The organism is Alistipes provencensis, assembly GCF_900083545.1.
Taxonomy (GTDB): Bacteria; Bacteroidota; Bacteroidia; order Bacteroidales; family Rikenellaceae; genus Alistipes; species Alistipes provencensis.
This window is the reverse complement of record NZ_LT559262.1, coordinates 2,557,444-2,577,530: the sequence shown is the minus strand read 5'-3', so window position 1 is coordinate 2,577,530 and position 20,087 is coordinate 2,557,444. Positions and strand designations below refer to the sequence as shown.

Here is a 20,087-nt window from a genome sequence, read left to right as displayed (position 1 = left end):
ATTAAAATAAAAGTTAAAAAATGCCTATTTGTTGATAATAGCTATCCGTACTGCGTTCATTCCGCGCGTGCCGCGCTCAAGCTCGAAGGTCACCCGGTCGCCTTCGGCGATCCCCGCCGGGGCGTTGGTGACGTGGAAAAAGTATTTTTCGCCGTCCGAGGCGTCCTTGATGAAGCCGTATCCCTTCGAAGAGGTGAAATACTCCACCCGTCCGCTCAGGGGCTCCTCGTCCTCGATCTCCGACTGCCGGGGCACCGAAACCTCGATCTCGGAGATGTCGATCTCCTCCCGGGGTTTTACGTCCTCCTGCGAGGTATGAAGCACGCCGTTCTCATCGACGTAAGCCAGCATATCCTCGAAGCTGCGACTGCCGCCGCTCGTGCGCTCCTCCTTTTTCTTCTGCTTGTCCTGACGCTTTGTCTGTTTTAGTTTTTCTCTTTCTCGCTTTCCCGATGTAATTCGTTTGGCCATTCAATCTATTTGTTTTTTGCGGATTCGGAAAACAACTGCAATACGCCGCAAACGCATCGCACAGAACAAAAGAGTAAGGGATGAGGTCGATTTTGAGAATTGGGGAAACTGCTATACAGATGCAGTATCAGACACTTGCCAAAGAAGATTCAAAACAAAACTCGATTGTTTTCGGTACAAACATACACATTTTATTCCACAAATCCTATTTTTTCCGTTTTTTATCGCGTTTCCGGAGCTGCAAAAGCCGTGATTTCAAGTTTATTTCAGATTTACGCCCCAACTTTGCACCGGAATCTTCAAGGCGTGCACATTTTTTGTATTTTTGTCCGGCACGTCCCCGAAGGGAAACAAACAGAAACACAGATGATGAAAAAATTACCGATCCTGCTCCTGCTCACCGCCTGCTGGTCACTGGCCGAGGCCCGGGAGCCGCAACCCCGAACCGTCCAGCCGCAGACCGAAATCATTACGGCCGATTCGACCTACGAACTGATCGAGCAACTGCGCAACATGCCCAACATCGAGGTCGGCAAGGGAATCACGTTCCGCCCCAAAAACAACTGGTTCGAGCTGACGATGCGTTTTCGGATGCAGAACCTCCTGTCGCTGTCGTTCGACGACGATTTCACGCTCACCAAGACCGACGCCCGCGTCAAGCGCCTCCGGCTGCGGTTCGACGGTTACATCTACTCGCCCAAACTGGTCTACTCGGTCCAGTTGGGATTCACGGGATACGACACCGAGGTGCTGCCCAACGGGAGCATGAACATCGTGCGCGACGCCATCGTCTACTACGTCCCGAGCGCCAAATGGAACATCGGGTTCGGACAGACCAAGATCAAGGCCAACCGGGCGCGGATCAACTCGTCGAGCGCCCTGCAGTTCGTCGACCGCAGCATCGTCAACAGCGAGTTCAACCTCGACCGCGATTTCGGGTTCTTCGGCGAGTACAACCTCGACCGCAAAAGTGGCTTCGACCTCTCGGCCAAAGGCTCCGTGACACTCGGCGAGGGCCGCAACTGGGGCAGCTCGTCGAACGGCGGAATGGCCTACACGGGGCGTCTGGAGCTCTACCCACTGGGGCGCTTCTCGGCCAAGGGCGACCTGCTGGAAGGCGATTTCGACTTCGAGGAACGTCCCCGCATCCTGATCGCCGGGGCCTACTCCTACAACCACAAGGCTTCGCGCCTGAAAGGCCAGCGGGGCGCAATCATGCCCGACGACGCCACGCGCAACCTCGGCTCCTACTTCGCCGACTTCATCCTCAAATACCGCGGATTCGCCTTTTACACCGATTATATGGGACGCACCTGCGACGAACCGCTGTTCGACGGCGACCGGAATGCCTTCGTGTACAGCGGGCAGGGCCTCAACATCCAGGCCAGCTACCTGTTCCGCAACAAATGGGAGGTGGCCCTGCGCAACTCGACGCTTTTCCCCGAGGAGAAGGTGCAGCCGCTGGCCGGATACCGGAACTGGAACCAGACCACGCTGGGCGTCACGCGCTACATCATCGGCCACAGTCTGAAAGTACAGGCCGACATGTCGTACAACACCCGCAGCCGGTCCGCAGACCCGAATTACAACCGCTGGGAGATTCGGTTCCAACTGGAACTGGGGCTTTGATTGAAAAATCCCGGAACAAATGTTCCGGGATTTTTATTCAGAGGAGTTTGAGTGCGATCTGCGCGCAGGCTTCGGCATCGGCCAGCGCATGGTGGTGGTTTTCCAGTTCATAGCCGCAGGCGGCGGAGACGGTATGCAGTTGGTGGTTGGGCAGGCGGCTGCCGAAGATGCGCCGCGAAGCCCGGCAGGTACAATAGAACGTGTAGCCGGGATAAGGCATGCCGTAGAGGTCGAAAGCCGCCTTCAGACACCCTTCGTCGAAAGGCGAATTGTGCGCCACGAGCGGCAGACCCTCGATACGGGGTTCGATCTCGTGCCACACGGAGGCGAAATCGGGAGCCTCGGCCGTATCCTCATAGCGCAGGCCGTGGATGGCCGTGGTGAAATGGCTGTAATAGTTGGGACGGGGACGGATCAGGCGGTAGAACGTGTCGGTAACCTCACCGCCGCGCACGACGACGACACCCACCGAGCAGACGCTCGTGCGCTTTCCGTTGGCCGTTTCAAAATCTATGGCTGCAAAATCTTTCATTCGATCGGATGCTGTTCGTCCTGCAAATATACGCAATTCGGCGGATCGGCGTACACACAGAACGCAAAAAAAGCCCCGCTTGGTACAGGCGGGGCCGGTGAAGTTTCAAGGGTATGGTTATCAGGTGTGTGAGGTTTCATCTGATCACACGGCAAAATTACCCCGCCGCCGTTTCACCGCAACGACAGGCGGATGACATCTCAATGACAAAAAAACCGCATTCCCGAAGGATGCGGTTCGCTATCGATATGGGGAATACCCTACTCCCACTCGATCGTTGCGGGCGGTTTCGAGGAGATGTCGTAGACGACGCGGTTGACCCCCTTGACCTTGTTGATGATATCGTTCGAGACATTGGCCAGAAACTCATAGGGCAGGTGCACCCAGTCGGCCGTCATGCCGTCCGTCGAGGTCACGGCACGCAGGGCCACGCAGCTCTCGTAGGTGCGCTCGTCGCCCATCACGCCGACGCTCTTCACCGGAAGCAGGATCGCTCCGGCCTGCCATACCTTGTCGTACAGCCCGGCGGCGCGCAGCGAATCGATATAGATTTTGTCCACGTTTTGCAGAATCTCGACCTTCTCGGGGGTGATGTCGCCCAGAATGCGGATAGCGAGGCCCGGTCCCGGGAAGGGATGGCGGCCGATCAGTTGTTCGGAAATGCCCAGCGAACGTCCCACACGCCGCACCTCGTCTTTGAACAGCAGGCGCAGCGGCTCGACGATCCCGAGGTGCATCTTCTCGGGAAGTCCGCCCACGTTGTGGTGCGACTTGATCGTGGCCGAGGGACCGTTGACCGAGCACGACTCGATCACGTCCGGGTAGATCGTACCCTGCGCCAGCCACTTGACGTCCTTGATCTGGATAGCCTCTTCGTTGAACACCTCCACGAAGTCGCGGCCGATGATCTTGCGTTTCCGCTCGGGGTCGGTGACGCCCGCCAGATCGCCCAGAAACTTGGCGCCGGCTTTCACGCCCTTGACGTTCAGGCCCATGTTCTTATAGGATTCCAGCACATCTTCGAACTCGTTCTTGCGCAGCAGTCCCGAATCGACGAAGATGCAGTAGAGGTTCTTGCCGATGGCCTTGTGCAGCAGCACGGCGGCGACCGACGAATCGACACCGCCCGAGAGCCCCAGCACGACCTTGTCGTCGCCCAGCTTTTCGCGCAGCTCGCGCACGGTGGACTCCACGAAGCTCTCCGAGGTCCACGACTGCTCGCAGCCGCAGATGCCGACGACGAAATTTTTCAGCAACTGCGTGCCGTCGGTCGAGTGGTAGACCTCCGGATGGAACTGGATACCCCACGTCTGCTCACCCTCGACATGGAATGCGGCGACGCGCACGTCCTCGGTGCTGGCGACCAGTTTATAGGTATCGGGCACGCGCGTGATGGTGTCGCCGTGCGACATCCACACCTGCGTCTTGGCCGGCAGGTCGCGCATCAGCGCATCCGACGGGTCGCCGACGGTGAGCATCGCACGGCCGTATTCGCGGCTGGGTGCGGGCTGCACCTCGCCGCCAAAGGCCGACGCGAGGAACTGGGCACCGTAACAGACGCCCAGCAGCGGCAGTTTGCCCTTGATGGCCGAAAGATCGGGGGTCGGGGCCTGAGCATCCCGCACGGAGTAGGGGCTGCCCGAAAGGATCACACCCCGCACCGAAGCGTCGAGCGCCGGAATTTTGTTGAAGGGGTGGATTTCGCAATAGACGCTCAGTTCGCGGACACGCCGTGCGATAAGCTGCGTGTACTGCGATCCGAAGTCGAGAATGAGAATTTTTTCCTGCATTATCGTAGGTTGTTTATCGTTCGCTCGAATAGTTGGGCGCCTCGCTCGTGATGGCTACGTCGTGCGGATGGCTTTCGTGCATGCCCGAAGCGGTGATGCGGACGAACCGCGCCTGTTGCAGCGTCTGAATATCCTTCGCACCGCAGTAGAACATGCCGGCGCGGACGCCGCCGATCAACTGGTAGACCGTCTCGGAGAGGGAACCCTTGAACGGAACGCGCGCGGCGATACCCTCGGGAACGAGCTTGCTGAAGTTGTTTTCACAGCCTTTCTGGAAATAGCGGTCGGCCGACCCGGCCTTCATGGCGTCGATCGAACCCATGCCGCGGTAGCTCTTGAACTTGCGGCCGTTGTAGATGATCGTCTCGCCCGGAGCCTCCTCCGTACCGGCGAACATCGAGCCGATCATCACGCAGTCACCGCCCGCAGCCAGCGCCTTCACCAGATCGCCCGAATAGCGCAAGCCGCCGTCGGCGATGACGGGCACGCCCGTTCCGGCAGCGGCCGATGCGGCGTCGAAGATGGCCGAAAGCTGGGGAACGCCCACTCCGGCGATGATGCGCGTCGTACAGATCGAACCCGGACCGATGCCGACCTTCACGCCGTCGGCGCCGTTCTCGATCAGGAACTTCGCAGCCTCGGCCGTAGCCACGTTGCCGGCGACAACCTCGAGCGACGGAAATTCGGCCTTGATCTCGCGCAGTTTGCGGACCATGGCGACCGAATGGCCGTGTGCGGAGTCGAGCACCACGGCATCGACGTCCTCGGCGACCAGCGCCCTCACGCGGTCCAGCGCATCGGGCGTGATACCCACGCCGGCAGCCACGCGCAGACGCCCCTTGGAGTCCTTGCAGGCGTTGGGATGGTCCTGTACCTTGGTAATGTCCTTATAGGTAATAAGCCCCACCAGACGGCCTGCGTCGTCCACCACGGGGAGCTTCTCGATCTTGCTGTTGAGCAGGATTTCCGATGCATGTTCGAGTTCGGGGTTCCGGGTCGTGATCAGGCGGTCGCCGGGAGTCATCACCTCCTCGATGCGGCGCGACATGTCGCGCTGGAAGCGCAGGTCACGGTTGGTGACGATGCCGATGAGGATCTTATCCGAATCCACGACCGGAATGCCTCCGATCTTGTTCTCCTTCATCAGGTTCAGCGCATCGCCGACGGTGTTCTCCTTGGAGATGGTCACCGGGTCGTAGATCATGCCGTTCTCGGCGCGTTTCACCCGGCGCACCTGCGCGGCCTGTTCGGCAATGGACATGTTCTTGTGAATCACGCCGATACCCCCTTCACGGGCCAGAGCGATAGCCAGCGGCGCCTCGGTGACGGTGTCCATGGCGGCGGACACGATGGGGATGTTGAGTTTGATATTTCGCGAGAAACGGGTCTGGATATTGACCTCTCGCGGCAACACTTCCGAATAGGCGGGTATAAGCAGCACGTCGTCGAAGGTAAGTCCTTCGGGCTGAACCCTTTCATTGATAAAAGACATAATGAACGTGGATTTTTGTTGCTCGCAAAAGTAATCATTTTTTTCGAAACGGCCTAATTTCCGGGCCGATCCGCCGATTTTTTTATCAACAATTTATCAATCGGAGTTTCGGATACATACAGACAGGGCGCAGACGGAATTCCGTTGCGCCCTGTCTGTACGGAGAACACTCCTTATATTAATACTGCTCGCTCTCGTTGGGGAAATCGCACTCCTTCACATCGCGGACATACTGCTCCACGGCTCCGGTCATCACGGTATGCAGATCGGCATAGCGGCGCAGAAAACGGGGCGAAAAGCCCTTGTTGATGCCCAGCATGTCGTGGATCACGAGCACCTGCCCGTCGCAGCAGCCGCCGGCGCCGATACCGATCGTCGGGGCCGAAATCTCCTTCGTCACCCGCTCGGCCAGCGCTGCGGGAATCTTTTCCAGCACGATGCCGAAGCACCCCGCATCGCTCAGCAGGCGGGCGTCGCGCACCAGTTTCCCGGCCTCGGCCTCCTCCTTGGCACGGACGGCATAGGTGCCGAACTTGTGGATCGACTGGGGCGTCAGGCCGAGGTGCCCCATGACGGGAATGCCGGCCGAAAGAATGCGCTGGACCGATTCGAGAATCTCCTCGCCGCCCTCCATCTTCACAGCGTCGGCCTCGGTCTCCTTCATGATGCGGATGGCCGAGTCGAGTGCCACCTTCGAGTTGCCCTGATAGGCTCCGAACGGCAGGTCGACGACGACCAGCGCACGCTCGACGGCGCGCACGACCGAACGTGCGTGGTAGATCATCATATCGAGGGTAATGGGAACCGTGGTCTCGTAACCGGCCATGACGTTGGCCGCCGAGTCACCCACGAGAATCACGTCGACGCCCGCGGCATCGACGATCTTCGCCATCGAATAGTCGTAAGAGGTAAGCATGGCGATCTTCTCGCCCCGCTGTTTCATCTCCGTAAGGCGGTAAGTCGTTACCGCACGAACGGTGCTTTCTACTGACATTTTTTCAGGTTTTAAGTTTTTAAATCGGGGCAAAGTTAACGCTTCGGTCGGATTTGGCAAAAGAAATTCCATAAAACGACACCCCCGGCGACCGAGACGTTGATCGAATGCTTGGTCCCGGACTGCGGAATCTCGATGGCCCCGTCGCACATATCGACCGCCTCCTGCCCCACGCCGTCGACCTCGTTGCCGAAGACCAGCGCGTATTTCACCCCCGGCCGGGGACGGAACGCATCGAGCATCACGGCCCCCTCGACCTGCTCCACGGCATGGATTTCGTACCCCTCGGCCCGAAGCTGCGCGAGGCACTCCGCGGTGGTCGCATGACGGCTCCACGGCACGGTCAGCTCGGCCCCCAAAGCCGTTTTGTGGATGTCGCGGGAGGGCGGCACGGCGGTGATGCCGCACAGGGCGATCCGCTCCGCGGCGAAAGCGTCGGACGTGCGGAAAAAAGCCCCGACGTTCTGGGCCGAACGGACATTGTCCAAGACCACCGTGACGGGCATTTTCTCCATCGCGGCAAACTCCTCTGCCGATGGCCTGCCGAGTTCTTCGTTGGTGATTTTGCGCATAATGGGTTCGGAATGGTTTATTTCGGGGTCAAAAATAAATAAAATTAAAATCTTTTCCTTACTTTTGTCAACTATATTCAGATGAATCGCATGAAAAGACTTTTATTTTTACTCATCCTCTCATGGGGGGGGGCTGTCTCAGGATACGCTCAGGAGATTCTGTTGGGCGCCGATTTCAAGATGTACTTCGACAACAAGGAGTTCGGCAGCAACGAATTCGCCGTTCCGGGGCTGGACATCGATTCGGGCACGGATTTCGCAGCGCGCCTGACGCCCCGTGTCGGCATCCGGTGGGACGAGAAGAACACGCTTTTCATTGCGGCGGACATGGTCAAGAACTTCGGTTCGGCCGAATCGTCCTATCTCTCGGAGGTGAAACCCGTCTTCTACTACCAGTTCCAGACACCCAAGGTGACGGCCGTGGCCGGTATCTTCACGCGCGACATGATGCATGACGACGATTATTCGACGGCCTTTTTCTCCGAGTCGGAGCGCTTCCGCCACAACCGGATGAACGGTGTGCTGGCGCAGTACAACGGCAAGCGGAACTCCTATGTGGAGTTCGTCTGCGACTGGGAGGGCATGTATTCGGAGCTCTCGCGTGAAAAATTCCGCATCCTGCTGGCCGGACGCCACTACTTCAATATGTTCTACTACGGCTTCAACTACTCGATGTTCCACTTCGCGGGACAGAAAGGCGCGGAACTGGAAAACGTCGTGGACCTGCAACTGCTGAACCCCTGCGTCGGCGTGAAATTCAACGCATTCTTCGATTTCGACATCAAGTTAGGGGCGCTGCTGACGGCCCAGCGCGACCGCAGTTTCGGCCATTCGTGGGAAACTCCCTGCATGGGTGAGTTCGCTTTCCGAATTAGCCGCTGGGGCCTTTCGCTCGACGAGCGGTTGTACATAGGTGACAACATCCATCCGTTCTTCATGGGGCACACGCTGGAAGACGGCACGCCGCTGCCCTACGGGCGCGAACTCTATCCGGGCGAGAGCTTTTTCCGCACCGACCAGAAGGTATACAGCCGCACGGCGCTCTCCTACCGCCGGTCGTTCTTCGACGACACGGTCTCGGTGCGCGCCGAATTCTCCGCCCATCACGACGGCACGGCGCTGGGAACCCAGCAGATGCTGGTGGTCGGCGTGAAGCTGCTCAAAACGGTTTACAACAGTAAGAATCACAAAAAATAGACAACTATATGGCAAGCGAAACAACCGAAATCCGGGAGAAGTCGCTGAACTTCCTCGAAGAGATCATCGAAGAGTCGATCGCCAAGGGCGAAACACGCGTACAGACCCGTTTCCCGCCCGAACCGAACGGCTACCTCCATATCGGCCATGCCAAGAGCATCTGCATCAACTTCGGCCTGGCCAAGAAATACGGCGGTAAGTGCAACCTGCGCTTCGACGACACGAACCCCGTGAAGGAGGATGTGGAGTATGTCGACTCGATCAAGCGCGACATCCAGTGGCTCGGCTTCCAGTGGGAACTGGAGCGTTATGCGTCGGACTATTTCGACCAGCTCTACGAGTGGGCCGTGGAGCTTATCAAAAAGGGACTGGCCTACGTCGATGACCAAACGCAGGAGCAGATCCGCGAGAACCGCGGCACGGTGTCCGTGCCGGGAACCCCGTCGCCGTGGCGCGACCGGACGGTCGAGGAGAACCTCGACCTGTTCGAACGCATGAAGAACGGCGAATTCCCCGACGGCGCCAAGGTGCTGCGTGCCAAGATCGACATGGCACACCCGAACATGCTGTTCCGCGACCCGCTGATGTACCGCATCATCCACACCAGCCACCACCGCACGGGCGACAAGTGGTGCATCTACCCGATGTACGACTACGCCCACGGCCAGAGCGACTCGATCGAGCAGATCACCCACTCGATCTGCACGCTGGAATTCGACGTGCACCGTCCGCTTTACGACTGGTTCATCCAGGCGTTGGAGATTTTCCCCTCGCACCAGTACGAGTTCGCGCGGCTGAACCTCACCTACACGATGATGTCGAAGCGCAAACTGCTGAAACTCGTGCAGGAAGGCGCCGTGATGGGCTGGGACGATCCCCGCATGCCGACCATCTGCGCCCTGCGCCGCAAGGGTTACACGCCGGCTTCGGTGCGTAATTTCGCCGAGATGGTGGGTGTCGCCAAGCGCGACAACGTAATCGACCTCGGCAAGCTGGAATACTGCGTGCGCGAGGATCTGAACAAGGTCGCCGAGCGCCGCATGGCCGTGCTCAATCCGCTGAAGGTGGTCATCACCAACTACGACGACGATAAGACCGAGCTGTTCACGGCCGTGAACAACCCCGAGGACGAAGCCGCGGGAACGCGTCAGGTTCCGTTCTCGAAGGTGATCTACATCGAGCGCGACGACTTCATGGAGGAGCCACCCAAGAAGTTCTACCGCCTCTCGCCGGGCGGCGAGGTGCGCCTGCGCTACTCCTACCTCATCAAGTGCGAGGAGGTCGTGAAGGACGCCGAAGGCAATATCACGGAGCTGCGCTGCACCTACGACCCGATGTCGGGCCAAGGTTCGTCGAGCGACGGCCGCCGGGTGAAGGGCGTCATCCACTGGGTGTCGGCCAAGGACGCCGTGGAAGCCGAAGTCCGGCTGTTCAACCCGCTCTTCACCAAGGCGGACCCCGACGACGTGGAGGAGGGACAGACGTGGGAGGACAACCTCAACCCCGAGTCGATGGTCAAGGTCACGGGCTATCTGGAACCCTCGCTGCGCGAGATTCCCGTCGGACAGGCCGTGCAGTTCGAGCGCGTGGGCTATTTCTGCCCCGACACCGACTCGACCCCCGAACACCTCGTCTTCAACCGCACGGTGACGCTCAAGGATTCGTGGGCCAAGATCAACAAGTAAAAACTGTTTTCGCCAATAAAAAAGACATCCGGAGCAATTCGGATGTCTTTTTTTTGCACTTTCCTTTCCACCTCACCGGATTTTGCCTATCTTTGGTGGCATAATCGAAAAACAGGAACAGGATGTGCTTATCGGGGATAATCAGTACGGCGGTGTTGGCAGTGGCGTGTGTTCTCCTGACCGGCCGTATCATCTGGCAGCGTCGTTACGTTCGGATAAGCAGCCGTGTCAACGACGAGATATTCCGCAGTGTCGCAGCCTATGTCCTGCTGATCGATCCCGACTTCAATGTCCACCAGACCAATTACTACACCGTGACGGGTACGGCTCCGAAAGCCGTGCCTCCCAAGGTCGGGAACCTGTTGCGGTGCAAGAACGGCGAAGATGCCGGCGTCTGCGGCACCCACGACCTCTGCGCCGACTGCCCCGTGCGGTCGGCCATTGCCGAAGCGTTCCGCACGGGACGGAATTTCTCGGGAGTCGAGGCCCCGATGGTCCTTTACACCTCCGACGACCGCACGCAGACCGTCGATTGCGACGTATCGGTGGCCGGCAATTACCTGACCTTCGGCAGTACGGTCCGGATGGTACTGACCGTCAACGACATCACGAACCAGAAAAACGCCCAGCGCGAGTTGGAAAAAGCGCGCAGGCGTGCCGAGGAAGCAGACCGTATGAAAACGTTCTTTCTGGCCAACACGAGCCACGAACTGCGCACGCCGCTCAATGCCATCGTCGGATTCTCGGAACTCCTCGCAACCGACCCCACCCCCGAGGAGAAGCAGGAGTATCTCCGCATCATCCGGACCAACAACGAACTGCTGCTGCAACTGGTGAACGACATCCTCGACCTCTCGAAGATCGAAGCCGGGGAACTCGAATACGAATACTCCGACATCGAACTGAATACCATCATGGAGGAGCAGGAGCACCTCTGCCGGCTGCGGCAGTCCGAAGACAGTCCCACGACGATCACGTTCCACCGGAAATATCCCTCGTGCTACCTCCGCACCGACCGCAACCGGTTGTCGCAGGTGATGGCCAACTTCCTGAGCAACGCCGTGAAATTCACGGCCCGGGGCAGTATCGATTTCGGATACGACATCCGGGGGGGGGAAATCCGCATTTATGTCTCGGACACCGGAACGGGTATTCCCGAGGAGGTACGGGGACAGTTGTTCAAACGCTTCGTCAAGGCCGGGTCGCACAAGCAGGGCATCGGCATCGGGCTGGCGATCTCGAAATCGATCGTCAAGGCGCTGGGCGGAGAGATCGGCGTGGAGTCCGAGGTCGGGAAAGGCTCGACCTTCTGGTTCACGCTGCCTTACGAACCCCGGCAGTAATTCCCGTCACATCAGCGGAACGTAAATCTCGGTTTTCAGTTTCCCGGCCGGGACCCGGTCGGGATGGTTGATGTATTTCTCGAAACAAGGGCTGTCGCGCAGCGCGCAGCCGCTTTCCGGGAGCCATTCGCCGCAGATTTTCCGGTAGGCACTCCCCAGTCCGGTATAAGGCCCCGTATAGAGAAACACGGCATATTTGCCCCCGGCGATCTCCTTCACGCCGATATCGCCGTCGGCAACCGCCCTTCCTCCGGGCAGTGCGAGACATACGTCGCAGCGCAGGTCGCCCGCCTGCGAAATGTCGGGGTCGTTGTGGTAGATCACGAGGTTTTCGATCCCCGCAGTAAAGAGCTTATGCTCCCTGACGTAACCCCACAGCCGGGTGAAATAGGAGCCGTAATCGACCTTGCTGTAATTTCCCTGTGCGCGGATGTAAGCCACGGTTTTGGCGGGAATCTCGCTGATCCGGGGTTTCGACAGCCGGATTTCGGCGTCGGGTTGGATGTCGGTTTTCATCATCGGACGGTTTTTAGTGATTCGATACGCTTTGGGCGAGATGCCGAAAAACCGCCGGAACGCCTTGCTCAGCGACGAGGGCGTGTCGTAACCCACGCGGTAGGCGATCTCCGCGACGGGAACGTCCGTATAGCACAGCAGCCGGGCGGCCGTTTCGATCCGCGTGCGGGCGATGAATTCACCGAGCGGCTCCCCCAGCAGGGCCGACACGATGCGGTGGAAATGGTACGGGGAGAATGCCGACAGTTCGGCTAAGGCGCGCAGGTCGATATCTTCGTCGAGGTGCATCCGGATGTACTCGACGACCCGGTTGATGCGCTGCTGATAGTCGTTCGTGGTGGCTGGTTTGTTCTTCATCTCGGGACAAAGGTACCGCCTGCGGGACGAACGGACTTTTCCGATTTTGCGGATTTCAGCTTCAAGGCATCATCTTGGCGAAAGTGCGCCGCCCGAAAAGGTAGCGCAGGACCACCGAACCGCGGTAAATATGCTCCGCGGCGGAACCTTTGCGGGTCGCACGGATCGTGCGCCGCTTGCGGGAGAGCATCTTATGCCAGCGGAAAAAATCGCGGTAGGCACGGAACACGGCCCGGAAATTATCCCCGCGTCCCTGCACCAGATAGGAGAAAGCCGCCAGCAGGTCGAGCGCCGGACGCGCCACGGCCACGAAAAGCCGCTGCCCGGTGGAGGTACATTTATAAAGCATCGCCAGATTGTTCCGGTGATTGTAGAAGACCTTGGTCGGCGAATCGGTCTGGAGCGTACCGCCACCGAGGTGGTAGACCGTGCTTTGGGGAACGACCCGCACGCGGTAGCCCGCCAACTGCATCCGCCAGCAGAGGTCGATCTCCTCCATGTGGGCGAAGAAATCGGCGTCGAAGCCTCCCAGCGCCCGGAACACGTCGGCCCGGCAGCAGAAAGCCGCGCCGCTCACCCAGAATACGTCGCGGGCGTCGTCGTACTGTCCCCGGTCCTCCTCCACGCAGCGCAGGATGCGGCCCCGGCAGAAGGGATAGCCCAGAAAGTCGATGAATCCGCCCGAAGCCCCGGCGTATTCGAACATCGTCCGGTCGGCATAGGAGATCAGTTTCGGCGCGACGACCGCCACGTCGGGATTTTTGCTTAGGCAGTCCAAGATCGGCCCGAGCCACCCCGGAGGCGTCTCGATATCGGAGTTGAGCAGCAGGTAATAGTCGGCCTCGATCTGCTCCAGCGCCCGGTTGTAACCGCCGGCAAAGCCGTAATTGGCATCCATGCGCAGCACCGAGACCGTAGGGAATTCGGCGGCGAGGATCGCCACGGAATCGTCCGTCGATCCGTTGTCGGCCACCACAACTTCGACCCCTTCGGGAGCCGCGGCCACGACCGACGGCAGAAAACGGCGCAGGTGTCCGGCGCCGTTCCAATTCAATATGACGATTTTAGCGACTGGCATTTCGTTTGTGTTTCCAGCGGCGGTGCGACCACATCCAGAGTTCGGGACGCCGGCGAATCTCCGTCTCCAGCATACGAACGTACCGCTCCGTGATTTCGTATTCGGCGACCTCCTCTTTACCGTCGTAGATCTGCTCGAAAGACATTTCATAACGGCCCCGCCGCACGCGGTCCATTTTCACGAAATAAACCGGGAGCCGACAGCGCAGGGCCAGTTTTTCGCCCCCGTCGAAGAAGATCGTATCCTGATTGAGGAAGCGGAACCAATGGCTGTCGGGACGCCGCGGGGGATTCTGGTCGGCGATGAGTCCCATGGCGAGGTTCTTGCCGTCGATGCCCTTTTCCCGGTTGCGCAGGTAGAAGCGCAGGCTCTCCTTCATCGAGACCGTCGTGGCGTAATCCCCGTTGCGGAGCCGCTGGTACAGCGCCTCCACGATCTTGCTCCGCAGCGGATGGTAGACCGCGACGACGATCTGCGTCGGGTCGTACAGACCCCAGAACGAGCAGTATTCCCAGCAGCCGAAATGGGCCGTCATGGCGATCCAGTCGCGGCCTCCGACCCGCTCTTTCTGCTCCTCCAGCCCCTTGACGGTCAGCAGGGAGCGGCCCTTCTCGGGCGTCAGGTCGGCCAGATTGATCGTATCGACGAAAATCTCGGCCAGCGTGCGGTAGAACTTCCGCCGGATGACGGCCAGTTCGCGTTCGTCCTTCTCGGGAAATGAGTTCCGGAGGTTGGTCTTCACGACCTTCATGCGGTAGCGCAGGCAGTAATAGAGCAGCGCGAAGATCAGGTTCTCGACCACATAATACTTGAACCAATACGGCATCACGGCGAACACACGCGCCCCGAGCCAGAGAGACTCCAGTCCGATTCGCTGCATGAGGGTCAGTTCCGTCGTTTTCATACCTGCCGTGCGGTTACGGTTCTACGAAAAGTTTCACGTTCTCGACCTTAGTGCGGATCCTCAGCCAGCGGGAGAGCGTCTCCCGGTCGATCGCCTCCGCAGGGTCCTTGGGCGTCACCACGCACACGAGCGTCGTGTCGCCGGGCGTGCCCTTCACGTCGAACGTGATGCCCTTCATCAGCGAAATAGCGCCGATGTTCTCCATCATGGCCCCCACCTCGCGCGAGATGTCGTCCACCTCGACGTTGGTCACCCGGTAGCGTTTCAATTGTGCGGACATCTCGCCGATACGACGGTTTTTCTCCTCCAGCAGCTCCTTGTAGCTCTGCTGCAGCGACGCCACGTCGATCTTGTCCTCGGTGTTGGCCTGCCGGACGACCAGTTCGGCATTCTCCAGCCCGAAACCGCCCATCTGCGTCCGGGCATTCTCGATCACCTCCTCACCCAGCGGTTCGCCCACCAGCAGCAGTTCGATCTGCGACGGATTCTTGCCCTGCGCGTAGTGCTTGTTGCACTCGATCACGCGCGTATGCGGGAAATTGAAGACCTGCGACACATATTTGTCGGCCACGGCCTCGAACACCGAGACCCGGACCATGTGGAACCCGATGACGACGCTCGGGATGAAGGTCACCAACGTGATGACCATCATCAGCCGCTTGACCGTGCGTTCGCGGTTCTTGTCGATGAAGGCTTTCTTTTCGTATTTCAGGAACCGCACCATGGCATAGGTCGCCAGCGCGATGAAGACCGAGTTGATGAAGAAGAGGTAGAACGCCCCGAAGAAGAAGCGGAACTGCCCCGTAGCCAGTCCGAAGCCCGCCGTACAGAGGGGCGGGATCAGCGCCGTGGCGATGGCCACGCCGGGAATCACCGTCGAGGTGCGGTCCTGCCGCGTCTGCGCCACGATGCCCGCCAGACCGCCGAAGAGGGCGATCAGCACGTCGTAGGTCGTGGGCACGGTGCGCGCCAGCAGTTCGCTGCTGTTCGACGAAAGGGGCGAGATGAAGAAATAGACCGTCGAGGTGATGATCGCAACGATGAACATCAGCGTCAGGTTGCGCAGCGACTTTTTCAGCAGGTCGAAATCGTTGATGCCCAGCGACAGGCCCACGCCCATGATCGGGCCCATGATCGGCGAGATGAGCATCGCGCCGATAATCACGGCGGCCGAATTGACGTTCAGGCCCAGCGACGCGATCATCGTGGCGAAGATCAGCACCCAGAGGTTGACGCCGCGGAACACCACGCCCTTCGAAATGGCGGCCACGACCTCGTCGCGCTGCGCCTGATCCTCCTCGAGACTGAAACGTCCCTTCATAAACTCGCGCAGCTCCCCGATCCATGCCGAGAACGAGCGCCGCACCTGCTGTGTATTGTCCGTAGGATTATTTTCCATAACCGGTCTGTTCCATATTAAATTACTCCTCCTGCAACTCCTGCGCGCGCCGGGCCTTGGGCTTTCCGGCCACGACGATCACGAACTCCCCCTTGGGCTCGGTCGCCCGGAAATGCTCCAGCACCTCGGCGACGGTGCCGCGCACGGTCTGTTCGAATTTCTTGGTCAGCTCCCGCGACACCGAGACCCGGCGTTCGGGACCGAAGACCTCGGCGAACTGTTCCAGACACTTCACCACCCGGTAGGGCGATTCGTAGAAGATCATCGTCCGCTCCTCGTCGGCCAATGTCTGCAACTGCTTGCTGCGACCCTTTTTCTGGGGCAGGAAGCCCTCGAAGCAGAAGCGGTCGCAGGGAAATCCGCTCTGCACCAGCGCCGGAATCAGCGCCGTGGCCCCGGGCAGCGTCTCGACCTCGATCCCCGCCTCGACGCATGTGCGCACGAGCAGGAATCCGGGGTCCGAGATACCGGGCGTCCCGGCATCCGACACCAGAGCCGCATCGCGTCCCGCAGCAATCGACTCGGCGACCAGTTGCACCGTGGCGTGTTCGTTGAACTTATGGTGCGAACGGAGCTTCTGCTCGATGCCGAGGTGCTTCAAAAGGAACGACGTCGTGCGCGTATCCTCCGCCAGAATGAAATCCACACTGCGCAGGACATTCACCGCACGCAGCGTGATGTCGTCGAGATTGCCGATCGGCGTAGGTACGATATAGAGTTTGGCCATCGCTGTCAGGCAAATTTGCGTTCGAGCAGTTCCATCAGCAGTTTCACCCCGTCGGAATTGGGGTTCCACGCATAGTTTTCGGCGATATAGATCATGCAGTCGTCGAAATCGGCGCAGTCGTTGAGCGTCCCGATCGCCCGCTCGTAAGCCTCGCCGTCGCCCCCGAACAGATCGCGGATCAACAGAAACTTGTCGTTGATGCCGATCGCTTTGCGCAGGTCGGTGACGGGCTCGCTGCGCCGCAGTTCCGAAGCCCGGTCGCGCGGCGCGGCGAGCGTGTCGGCCAGCGTCTGCACGTCGTGGTTGATGACGTCGCCCAGCACGACCCCGGCGGGAGCGGCCGCCTCTAGCGTAATCTCCTCGAAGCCGGGTTCGTCATCCTCCTCTGCCGCAGATTGCGGCGCAGCGGACGTTTCCCGGGTTTCAGGTATTTCGGCGGGCTCTTCCGGAACTGCGGCCGGTTCTTCGGCCTCGGGTTCCGGAGCAGGTATTTCCACGGGGACAGGAGCCGGAGTTTCCGCAGGCTTCGGAGCCGGTTCGGGAGCCGGTTCGGGACGGGCGGGCGTTTCGGCGGCCGTATCGTAAAGCGACATGATGACGCGCTGTTTGTTGCGGTGGCGGATGGTCTCCTCCTCCAGCCCGAACAGCGTAGGCGCCACATAACTGGGCTTTTCAGGCTTAGACTCAGCGATCGGTTCCGGTTCGGGTTCCGGCTCGGATACTGGAACAGGCTCCGAAGCGGGCTCCTCAACCGGCTCTGCAACCGGCGCGGGCTCGACAGAGGCAGGTTCCACAACGGGCTCGGGTTCGGCAGACTCGGATTCGGCAACGGGCTCGGGAATCGCCGGTCCCGGGATCACCTCTTCGGCAACCTCCTCCGCAGGTTCCTCTTCCGCGGCTTCCGACACCGGTTCGTCCTCCCCGGCAGAAGGATCGAGCGAGAGCACATCGCCCAAGTCGATGGCCTCTGCAACTACCGCAACATCCTCTGCATCAGCAATTACCGCATCGGAATCCACAGCACCGAAGCGCACCTTGTCATAGAGCGACCGCAATTTTTCGAGCGCCAGATCGCGTTCGAGGGCCGGGATTCCGTCCGTCTGCGCCCATCCTTCGACGAGGGCCGAGAGCTGCCGCAATTCGCCTTGTATCGTTTTCAAATCCATAGTTCCATCCAATTTCAAGCACCAAAGATACGAATAAGTGAGGGCAATGTCAAATTTATTTGAACATTGCCGAGCGGGAGTATCCAAGGCGAAGCCAAAGATAGAAAAAATTCAGGAATGTCCGGCACCTGCGGAAACCTTTTGCCCGAAACGAATCCGGAGCGGACTTTTCTGGCGTCTGCGCGCTCCGAAATAAAAAGAAATAGCTATCTTTGTGAACTTATTTTCAAGTGCGACAATTTTTAAACGAACAACGAACCAATGGCATTACAATGCGGCATAGTCGGTTTGCCGAACGTCGGTAAATCGACCCTTTTCAACTGCCTGTCCAACGCAAAGGCGCAGGCGGCGAATTTCCCCTTTTGCACCATCGAGCCCAACGTGGGCGTCATCACGGTCCCCGACCAGCGGCTGATCCGGCTGGCCGAGATCGACAATCCCAAGCGCGTGGTCCCCACGACGATCGAGATCGTCGACATCGCGGGGCTGGTGAAAGGCGCTTCGAAAGGCGAAGGGCTGGGCAACAAATTCCTCGGCAACATCCGCAACACCCACGCGATCATCCACGTCCTGCGCTGCTTCGACAACGGCAACATCACCCACGTCGATGGCACAATCGATCCCGTGCGCGACAAGGGCATCATCGACACCGAATTGCAGTTGAAAGACCTCGAGACCGTCGAGGGGCGTCTGGGCAAAATCCAGAAACAGGCCACCTCGGGCGGCGACAAGAACGCCAAGCGCGCCGTGGAGCTGTTGTTACAATACAAGTCGGCGCTGGAGCAGGGTCTCTCGGCCCGCACGGTCGAACTCGACAAAGAGGACCGCAAGCTGGTCGCCGACCTCAACCTGCTGACCGACAAACCGGTGCTCTACGTCTGCAACGTCGATGAGAAGAGCGCCGCGACGGGCAATGCCTACACCGAAGCCGTCCGGGCCGCCATCGCCGGAGAGAAAGCTGAAATGCTCGTCATCGCCGCCGCCACGGAAGCCGACATCGCCGAGCTGGAGAGCTACGAGGAGCGCCAGATGTTCCTCGAGGACCTCGGGCTGGAGGAGTCGGGTGTCGCTCGTCTGATAAAATCGGCCTACAAATTGCTCAATCTTGAAACGTTCTTCACCACCGGAGCCGACGAGACCCGTGCATGGACCTACTCGCGCGGCATGAAAGCCCCGCAGACGGCCGGAATCATCCACACCGACTTCGAGAAGGGATTCATCCGCGCCGAGGTCATCAAGTACGACGACTATGTGACGCTGGGGTCGGAGAAAGCGTGCCGCGATGCGGGAAAAATCGGCATCGAAGGCAAGGAATACGTCGTGCAGGACGGCGACATCATGCACTTCCTGTTCAACGTCTGACACACGGGAGAGAACCTTAAAAAACATACCGCCATGAAAAATTCGAAGTACATCCTTCTGGGCATCGCCGCCATCGTCTGCGCCGTCGTGCTCGCACGCGCCTACACCTACAAATACCGGTCGCAGGACACCATTGTCGTAACCGGGCTGGGCGAAACGGAATTCACTTCGGACCTGATCGTCTGGTCGGGGACGCTGACCGCCGAGGCGGAGAACGTCGCCGCGGGCTACGCCCGGATCGAGCAGAGCAAGCAGAAGGTGCAGAAATACCTCGCAGACAAGGGTGTGCCCGCCGGGGCGGTGGTCTTTGCGTTCGTGAACGTCGACAAGCAGTACACCCCTGTCTACAACGCCTCGGGCAACTGGGCCGGGCAGCGTTTTGCGGGTTACCAGTTGCGCCAGCGCTTCACGGTCGAATCGTCCGACGTGGAGAAGGTGGAGACCATCTCGCGCGAAATCTCGTCGCTGATCGCTCAAGGCGTGTCGATCGAGGCATACGCCCCGGACTACTACTACACGAAACTCGACGATGTGAAGATGGGGCTGATCGAGAAGGCTTCGGCCGATGCCCGCCTGCGGGCCGAGAAGATCGCCGTGAATGCCGGGGCGAAGATCGGCAGCGTCTCGTCGGCGCGCATGGGCGTTTTCCAGATCACCGGAGCCAACTCCAACGAGGAGTTCTCGGCCGGAGGTTCGTTCAACACCGCCAACCGCAACAAGAAGGCCCGCATCACCATGCGGATCGAATACCGCATAAAATAACCCGTCCGAGAGAGGGGGGGGGTTAGGGGCGATGGTCGGACCGGCCATCCTCCGTCCAACCCCGGCACTCCCGCATGTCGTAACAACTAAAGTAAAAAAACAGTAACATAA

The 20,087-nt window shown here is 59.5% G+C and carries 18 protein-coding genes; 6 read left to right on the top strand and 12 right to left on the bottom strand.

The features are described 5' to 3' along the window. Positions 1-24: 24 nt before the first annotated feature. Positions 25-471 carry a cold-shock protein gene (locus tag BN5935_RS09970; RefSeq protein ID WP_064975982.1) on the bottom strand — a complete coding sequence of 149 codons (447 nt, stop codon included), beginning with the start codon at positions 469-471 and terminating at the stop codon, positions 25-27. A gap of 369 nt (positions 472-840) precedes the next feature. On the opposite strand from BN5935_RS09970, the gene BN5935_RS09965 reads away from it, so the two are divergent. Continuing rightward, on the top strand, positions 841-2,100 hold the full coding sequence (locus BN5935_RS09965; RefSeq protein WP_064976917.1) for a porin: 1,260 nt from the start codon (positions 841-843) through the stop codon (positions 2,098-2,100). 37 nt (positions 2,101-2,137) lie between these two features. On the opposite strand, the gene BN5935_RS09960 is transcribed toward BN5935_RS09965, so the two are convergent. From BN5935_RS09960 to BN5935_RS09940, 5 genes are all read right to left on the bottom strand, one after another. Beyond that, complete coding sequence (locus BN5935_RS09960) at positions 2,138-2,632, bottom strand: 3'-5' exonuclease (RefSeq protein WP_064975981.1); 495 nt, start codon at positions 2,630-2,632, stop codon at positions 2,138-2,140. Between the two features lie 260 nt (positions 2,633-2,892). After that, positions 2,893-4,422 (bottom strand): glutamine-hydrolyzing GMP synthase, encoded by a 1,530-nt coding sequence (guaA, locus tag BN5935_RS09955; protein WP_064975980.1) that lies wholly within the window; start codon positions 4,420-4,422, stop codon positions 2,893-2,895. A 13-nt stretch (positions 4,423-4,435) separates the two neighbouring features. Further along, on the bottom strand, positions 4,436-5,914 hold the full coding sequence (gene guaB / locus BN5935_RS09950; protein WP_064975979.1) for an IMP dehydrogenase: 1,479 nt from the start codon (positions 5,912-5,914) through the stop codon (positions 4,436-4,438). Positions 5,915-6,092: 178 nt separating this feature from the next. Further along, on the bottom strand, positions 6,093-6,908 hold the full coding sequence (gene panB, locus BN5935_RS09945; protein WP_064975978.1) for a 3-methyl-2-oxobutanoate hydroxymethyltransferase: 816 nt from the start codon (positions 6,906-6,908) through the stop codon (positions 6,093-6,095). Between the two features lie 35 nt (positions 6,909-6,943). Further along, entirely contained in the window at positions 6,944-7,480 is a 537-nt protein-coding gene (locus tag BN5935_RS09940) for an RNA methyltransferase (RefSeq protein WP_064975977.1), read from the bottom strand. A gap of 90 nt (positions 7,481-7,570) precedes the next feature. Here BN5935_RS09940 and BN5935_RS09935 point away from each other — a divergent pair, with 90 nt between their 5' ends. The 3 genes from BN5935_RS09935 (at position 7,571) to BN5935_RS09925 (ending at position 11,705) form a co-directional block, all read left to right on the top strand. Further along, positions 7,571-8,677 (top strand): hypothetical protein, encoded by a 1,107-nt coding sequence (locus BN5935_RS09935; RefSeq protein WP_082944206.1) that lies wholly within the window; start codon positions 7,571-7,573, stop codon positions 8,675-8,677. Between the two features lie 8 nt (positions 8,678-8,685). Next, positions 8,686-10,362, top strand: a complete 1,677-nt coding sequence (locus tag BN5935_RS09930) for a glutamine--tRNA ligase/YqeY domain fusion protein (RefSeq protein WP_064975975.1) — start codon at positions 8,686-8,688, stop codon at positions 10,360-10,362. A gap of 122 nt (positions 10,363-10,484) precedes the next feature. Next, positions 10,485-11,705: a sensor histidine kinase gene (locus BN5935_RS09925; protein WP_064975974.1), complete on the top strand. Its 1,221-nt coding sequence runs from the start codon at positions 10,485-10,487 to the stop codon at positions 11,703-11,705. A 6-nt stretch (positions 11,706-11,711) separates the two neighbouring features. Here BN5935_RS09925 and BN5935_RS09920 read toward each other — a convergent pair whose 3' ends face one another. From BN5935_RS09920 to BN5935_RS09895, 6 genes are all read right to left on the bottom strand, one after another. Continuing rightward, on the bottom strand, positions 11,712-12,578 hold the full coding sequence (locus BN5935_RS09920) for an AraC family transcriptional regulator (protein WP_064975973.1): 867 nt from the start codon (positions 12,576-12,578) through the stop codon (positions 11,712-11,714). A 61-nt stretch (positions 12,579-12,639) separates the two neighbouring features. After that, positions 12,640-13,656 carry a glycosyltransferase family 2 protein gene (locus BN5935_RS09915; RefSeq protein ID WP_064975972.1) on the bottom strand — a complete coding sequence of 339 codons (1,017 nt, stop codon included), beginning with the start codon at positions 13,654-13,656 and terminating at the stop codon, positions 12,640-12,642. Then, positions 13,643-14,560: a lysophospholipid acyltransferase family protein gene (locus BN5935_RS09910; RefSeq protein ID WP_064975971.1), complete on the bottom strand. Its 918-nt coding sequence runs from the start codon at positions 14,558-14,560 to the stop codon at positions 13,643-13,645. The genes BN5935_RS09915 and BN5935_RS09910 overlap by 14 nt, the downstream gene beginning before the upstream one ends. Positions 14,561-14,573: 13 nt before the next feature. Further along, positions 14,574-15,959, bottom strand: coding sequence for a TIGR00341 family protein (locus tag BN5935_RS09905; RefSeq protein WP_064975970.1), 1,386 nt, complete (start codon positions 15,957-15,959; stop codon positions 14,574-14,576). Between the two features lie 22 nt (positions 15,960-15,981). Then, the gene (gene rsmI, locus BN5935_RS09900; RefSeq protein WP_064975969.1) at positions 15,982-16,686 is read right to left on the bottom strand and encodes a 16S rRNA (cytidine(1402)-2'-O)-methyltransferase; all 705 of its coding nucleotides are present in this window, start codon (positions 16,684-16,686) and stop codon (positions 15,982-15,984) included. Between the two features lie 5 nt (positions 16,687-16,691). Beyond that, positions 16,692-17,852 (bottom strand): hypothetical protein, encoded by a 1,161-nt coding sequence (locus BN5935_RS09895; RefSeq protein WP_064975968.1) that lies wholly within the window; start codon positions 17,850-17,852, stop codon positions 16,692-16,694. A 261-nt stretch (positions 17,853-18,113) separates the two neighbouring features. Here BN5935_RS09895 and ychF point away from each other — a divergent pair, with 261 nt between their 5' ends. Both ychF and BN5935_RS09885 read left to right on the top strand, forming a co-directional pair. After that, a complete protein-coding gene (gene ychF / locus BN5935_RS09890) occupies positions 18,114-19,214 on the top strand; it encodes a redox-regulated ATPase YchF (protein ID WP_064975967.1) in 1,101 nt (366 codons plus the stop codon). 33 nt (positions 19,215-19,247) lie between these two features. Then, positions 19,248-19,976 (top strand): SIMPL domain-containing protein, encoded by a 729-nt coding sequence (locus BN5935_RS09885; protein WP_064975966.1) that lies wholly within the window; start codon positions 19,248-19,250, stop codon positions 19,974-19,976. Positions 19,977-20,087: the final 111 nt, after the last annotated feature.

What these genes read in the sequence shown, in the direction of transcription:
- BN5935_RS09970 (WP_064975982.1), bottom strand. Translation starts at nt 471, where the DNA reads ATGGCCAAACGAATTACATCGGGAAAGCGAGAAAGAGAAAAACTAAAA.
- BN5935_RS09965 (WP_064976917.1), top strand. Translation starts at nt 841, where the DNA reads ATGAAAAAATTACCGATCCTGCTCCTGCTCACCGCCTGCTGGTCACTG.
- BN5935_RS09960 (WP_064975981.1), bottom strand. Translation starts at nt 2,632, where the DNA reads ATGAAAGATTTTGCAGCCATAGATTTTGAAACGGCCAACGGAAAGCGC.
- guaA (WP_064975980.1), bottom strand. Translation starts at nt 4,422, where the DNA reads ATGCAGGAAAAAATTCTCATTCTCGACTTCGGATCGCAGTACACGCAG.
- guaB (WP_064975979.1), bottom strand. Translation starts at nt 5,914, where the DNA reads ATGTCTTTTATCAATGAAAGGGTTCAGCCCGAAGGACTTACCTTCGAC.
- panB (WP_064975978.1), bottom strand. Translation starts at nt 6,908, where the DNA reads ATGTCAGTAGAAAGCACCGTTCGTGCGGTAACGACTTACCGCCTTACG.
- BN5935_RS09940 (WP_064975977.1), bottom strand. Translation starts at nt 7,480, where the DNA reads ATGCGCAAAATCACCAACGAAGAACTCGGCAGGCCATCGGCAGAGGAG.
- BN5935_RS09935 (WP_082944206.1), top strand. Translation starts at nt 7,571, where the DNA reads ATGAAAAGACTTTTATTTTTACTCATCCTCTCATGGGGGGGGGCTGTC.
- BN5935_RS09930 (WP_064975975.1), top strand. Translation starts at nt 8,686, where the DNA reads ATGGCAAGCGAAACAACCGAAATCCGGGAGAAGTCGCTGAACTTCCTC.
- BN5935_RS09925 (WP_064975974.1), top strand. Translation starts at nt 10,485, where the DNA reads ATGTGCTTATCGGGGATAATCAGTACGGCGGTGTTGGCAGTGGCGTGT.
- BN5935_RS09920 (WP_064975973.1), bottom strand. Translation starts at nt 12,578, where the DNA reads ATGAAGAACAAACCAGCCACCACGAACGACTATCAGCAGCGCATCAAC.
- BN5935_RS09915 (WP_064975972.1), bottom strand. Translation starts at nt 13,656, where the DNA reads ATGCCAGTCGCTAAAATCGTCATATTGAATTGGAACGGCGCCGGACAC.
- BN5935_RS09910 (WP_064975971.1), bottom strand. Translation starts at nt 14,560, where the DNA reads ATGAAAACGACGGAACTGACCCTCATGCAGCGAATCGGACTGGAGTCT.
- BN5935_RS09905 (WP_064975970.1), bottom strand. Translation starts at nt 15,959, where the DNA reads ATGGAAAATAATCCTACGGACAATACACAGCAGGTGCGGCGCTCGTTC.
- rsmI (WP_064975969.1), bottom strand. Translation starts at nt 16,686, where the DNA reads ATGGCCAAACTCTATATCGTACCTACGCCGATCGGCAATCTCGACGAC.
- BN5935_RS09895 (WP_064975968.1), bottom strand. Translation starts at nt 17,852, where the DNA reads ATGGATTTGAAAACGATACAAGGCGAATTGCGGCAGCTCTCGGCCCTC.
- ychF (WP_064975967.1), top strand. Translation starts at nt 18,114, where the DNA reads ATGGCATTACAATGCGGCATAGTCGGTTTGCCGAACGTCGGTAAATCG.
- BN5935_RS09885 (WP_064975966.1), top strand. Translation starts at nt 19,248, where the DNA reads ATGAAAAATTCGAAGTACATCCTTCTGGGCATCGCCGCCATCGTCTGC.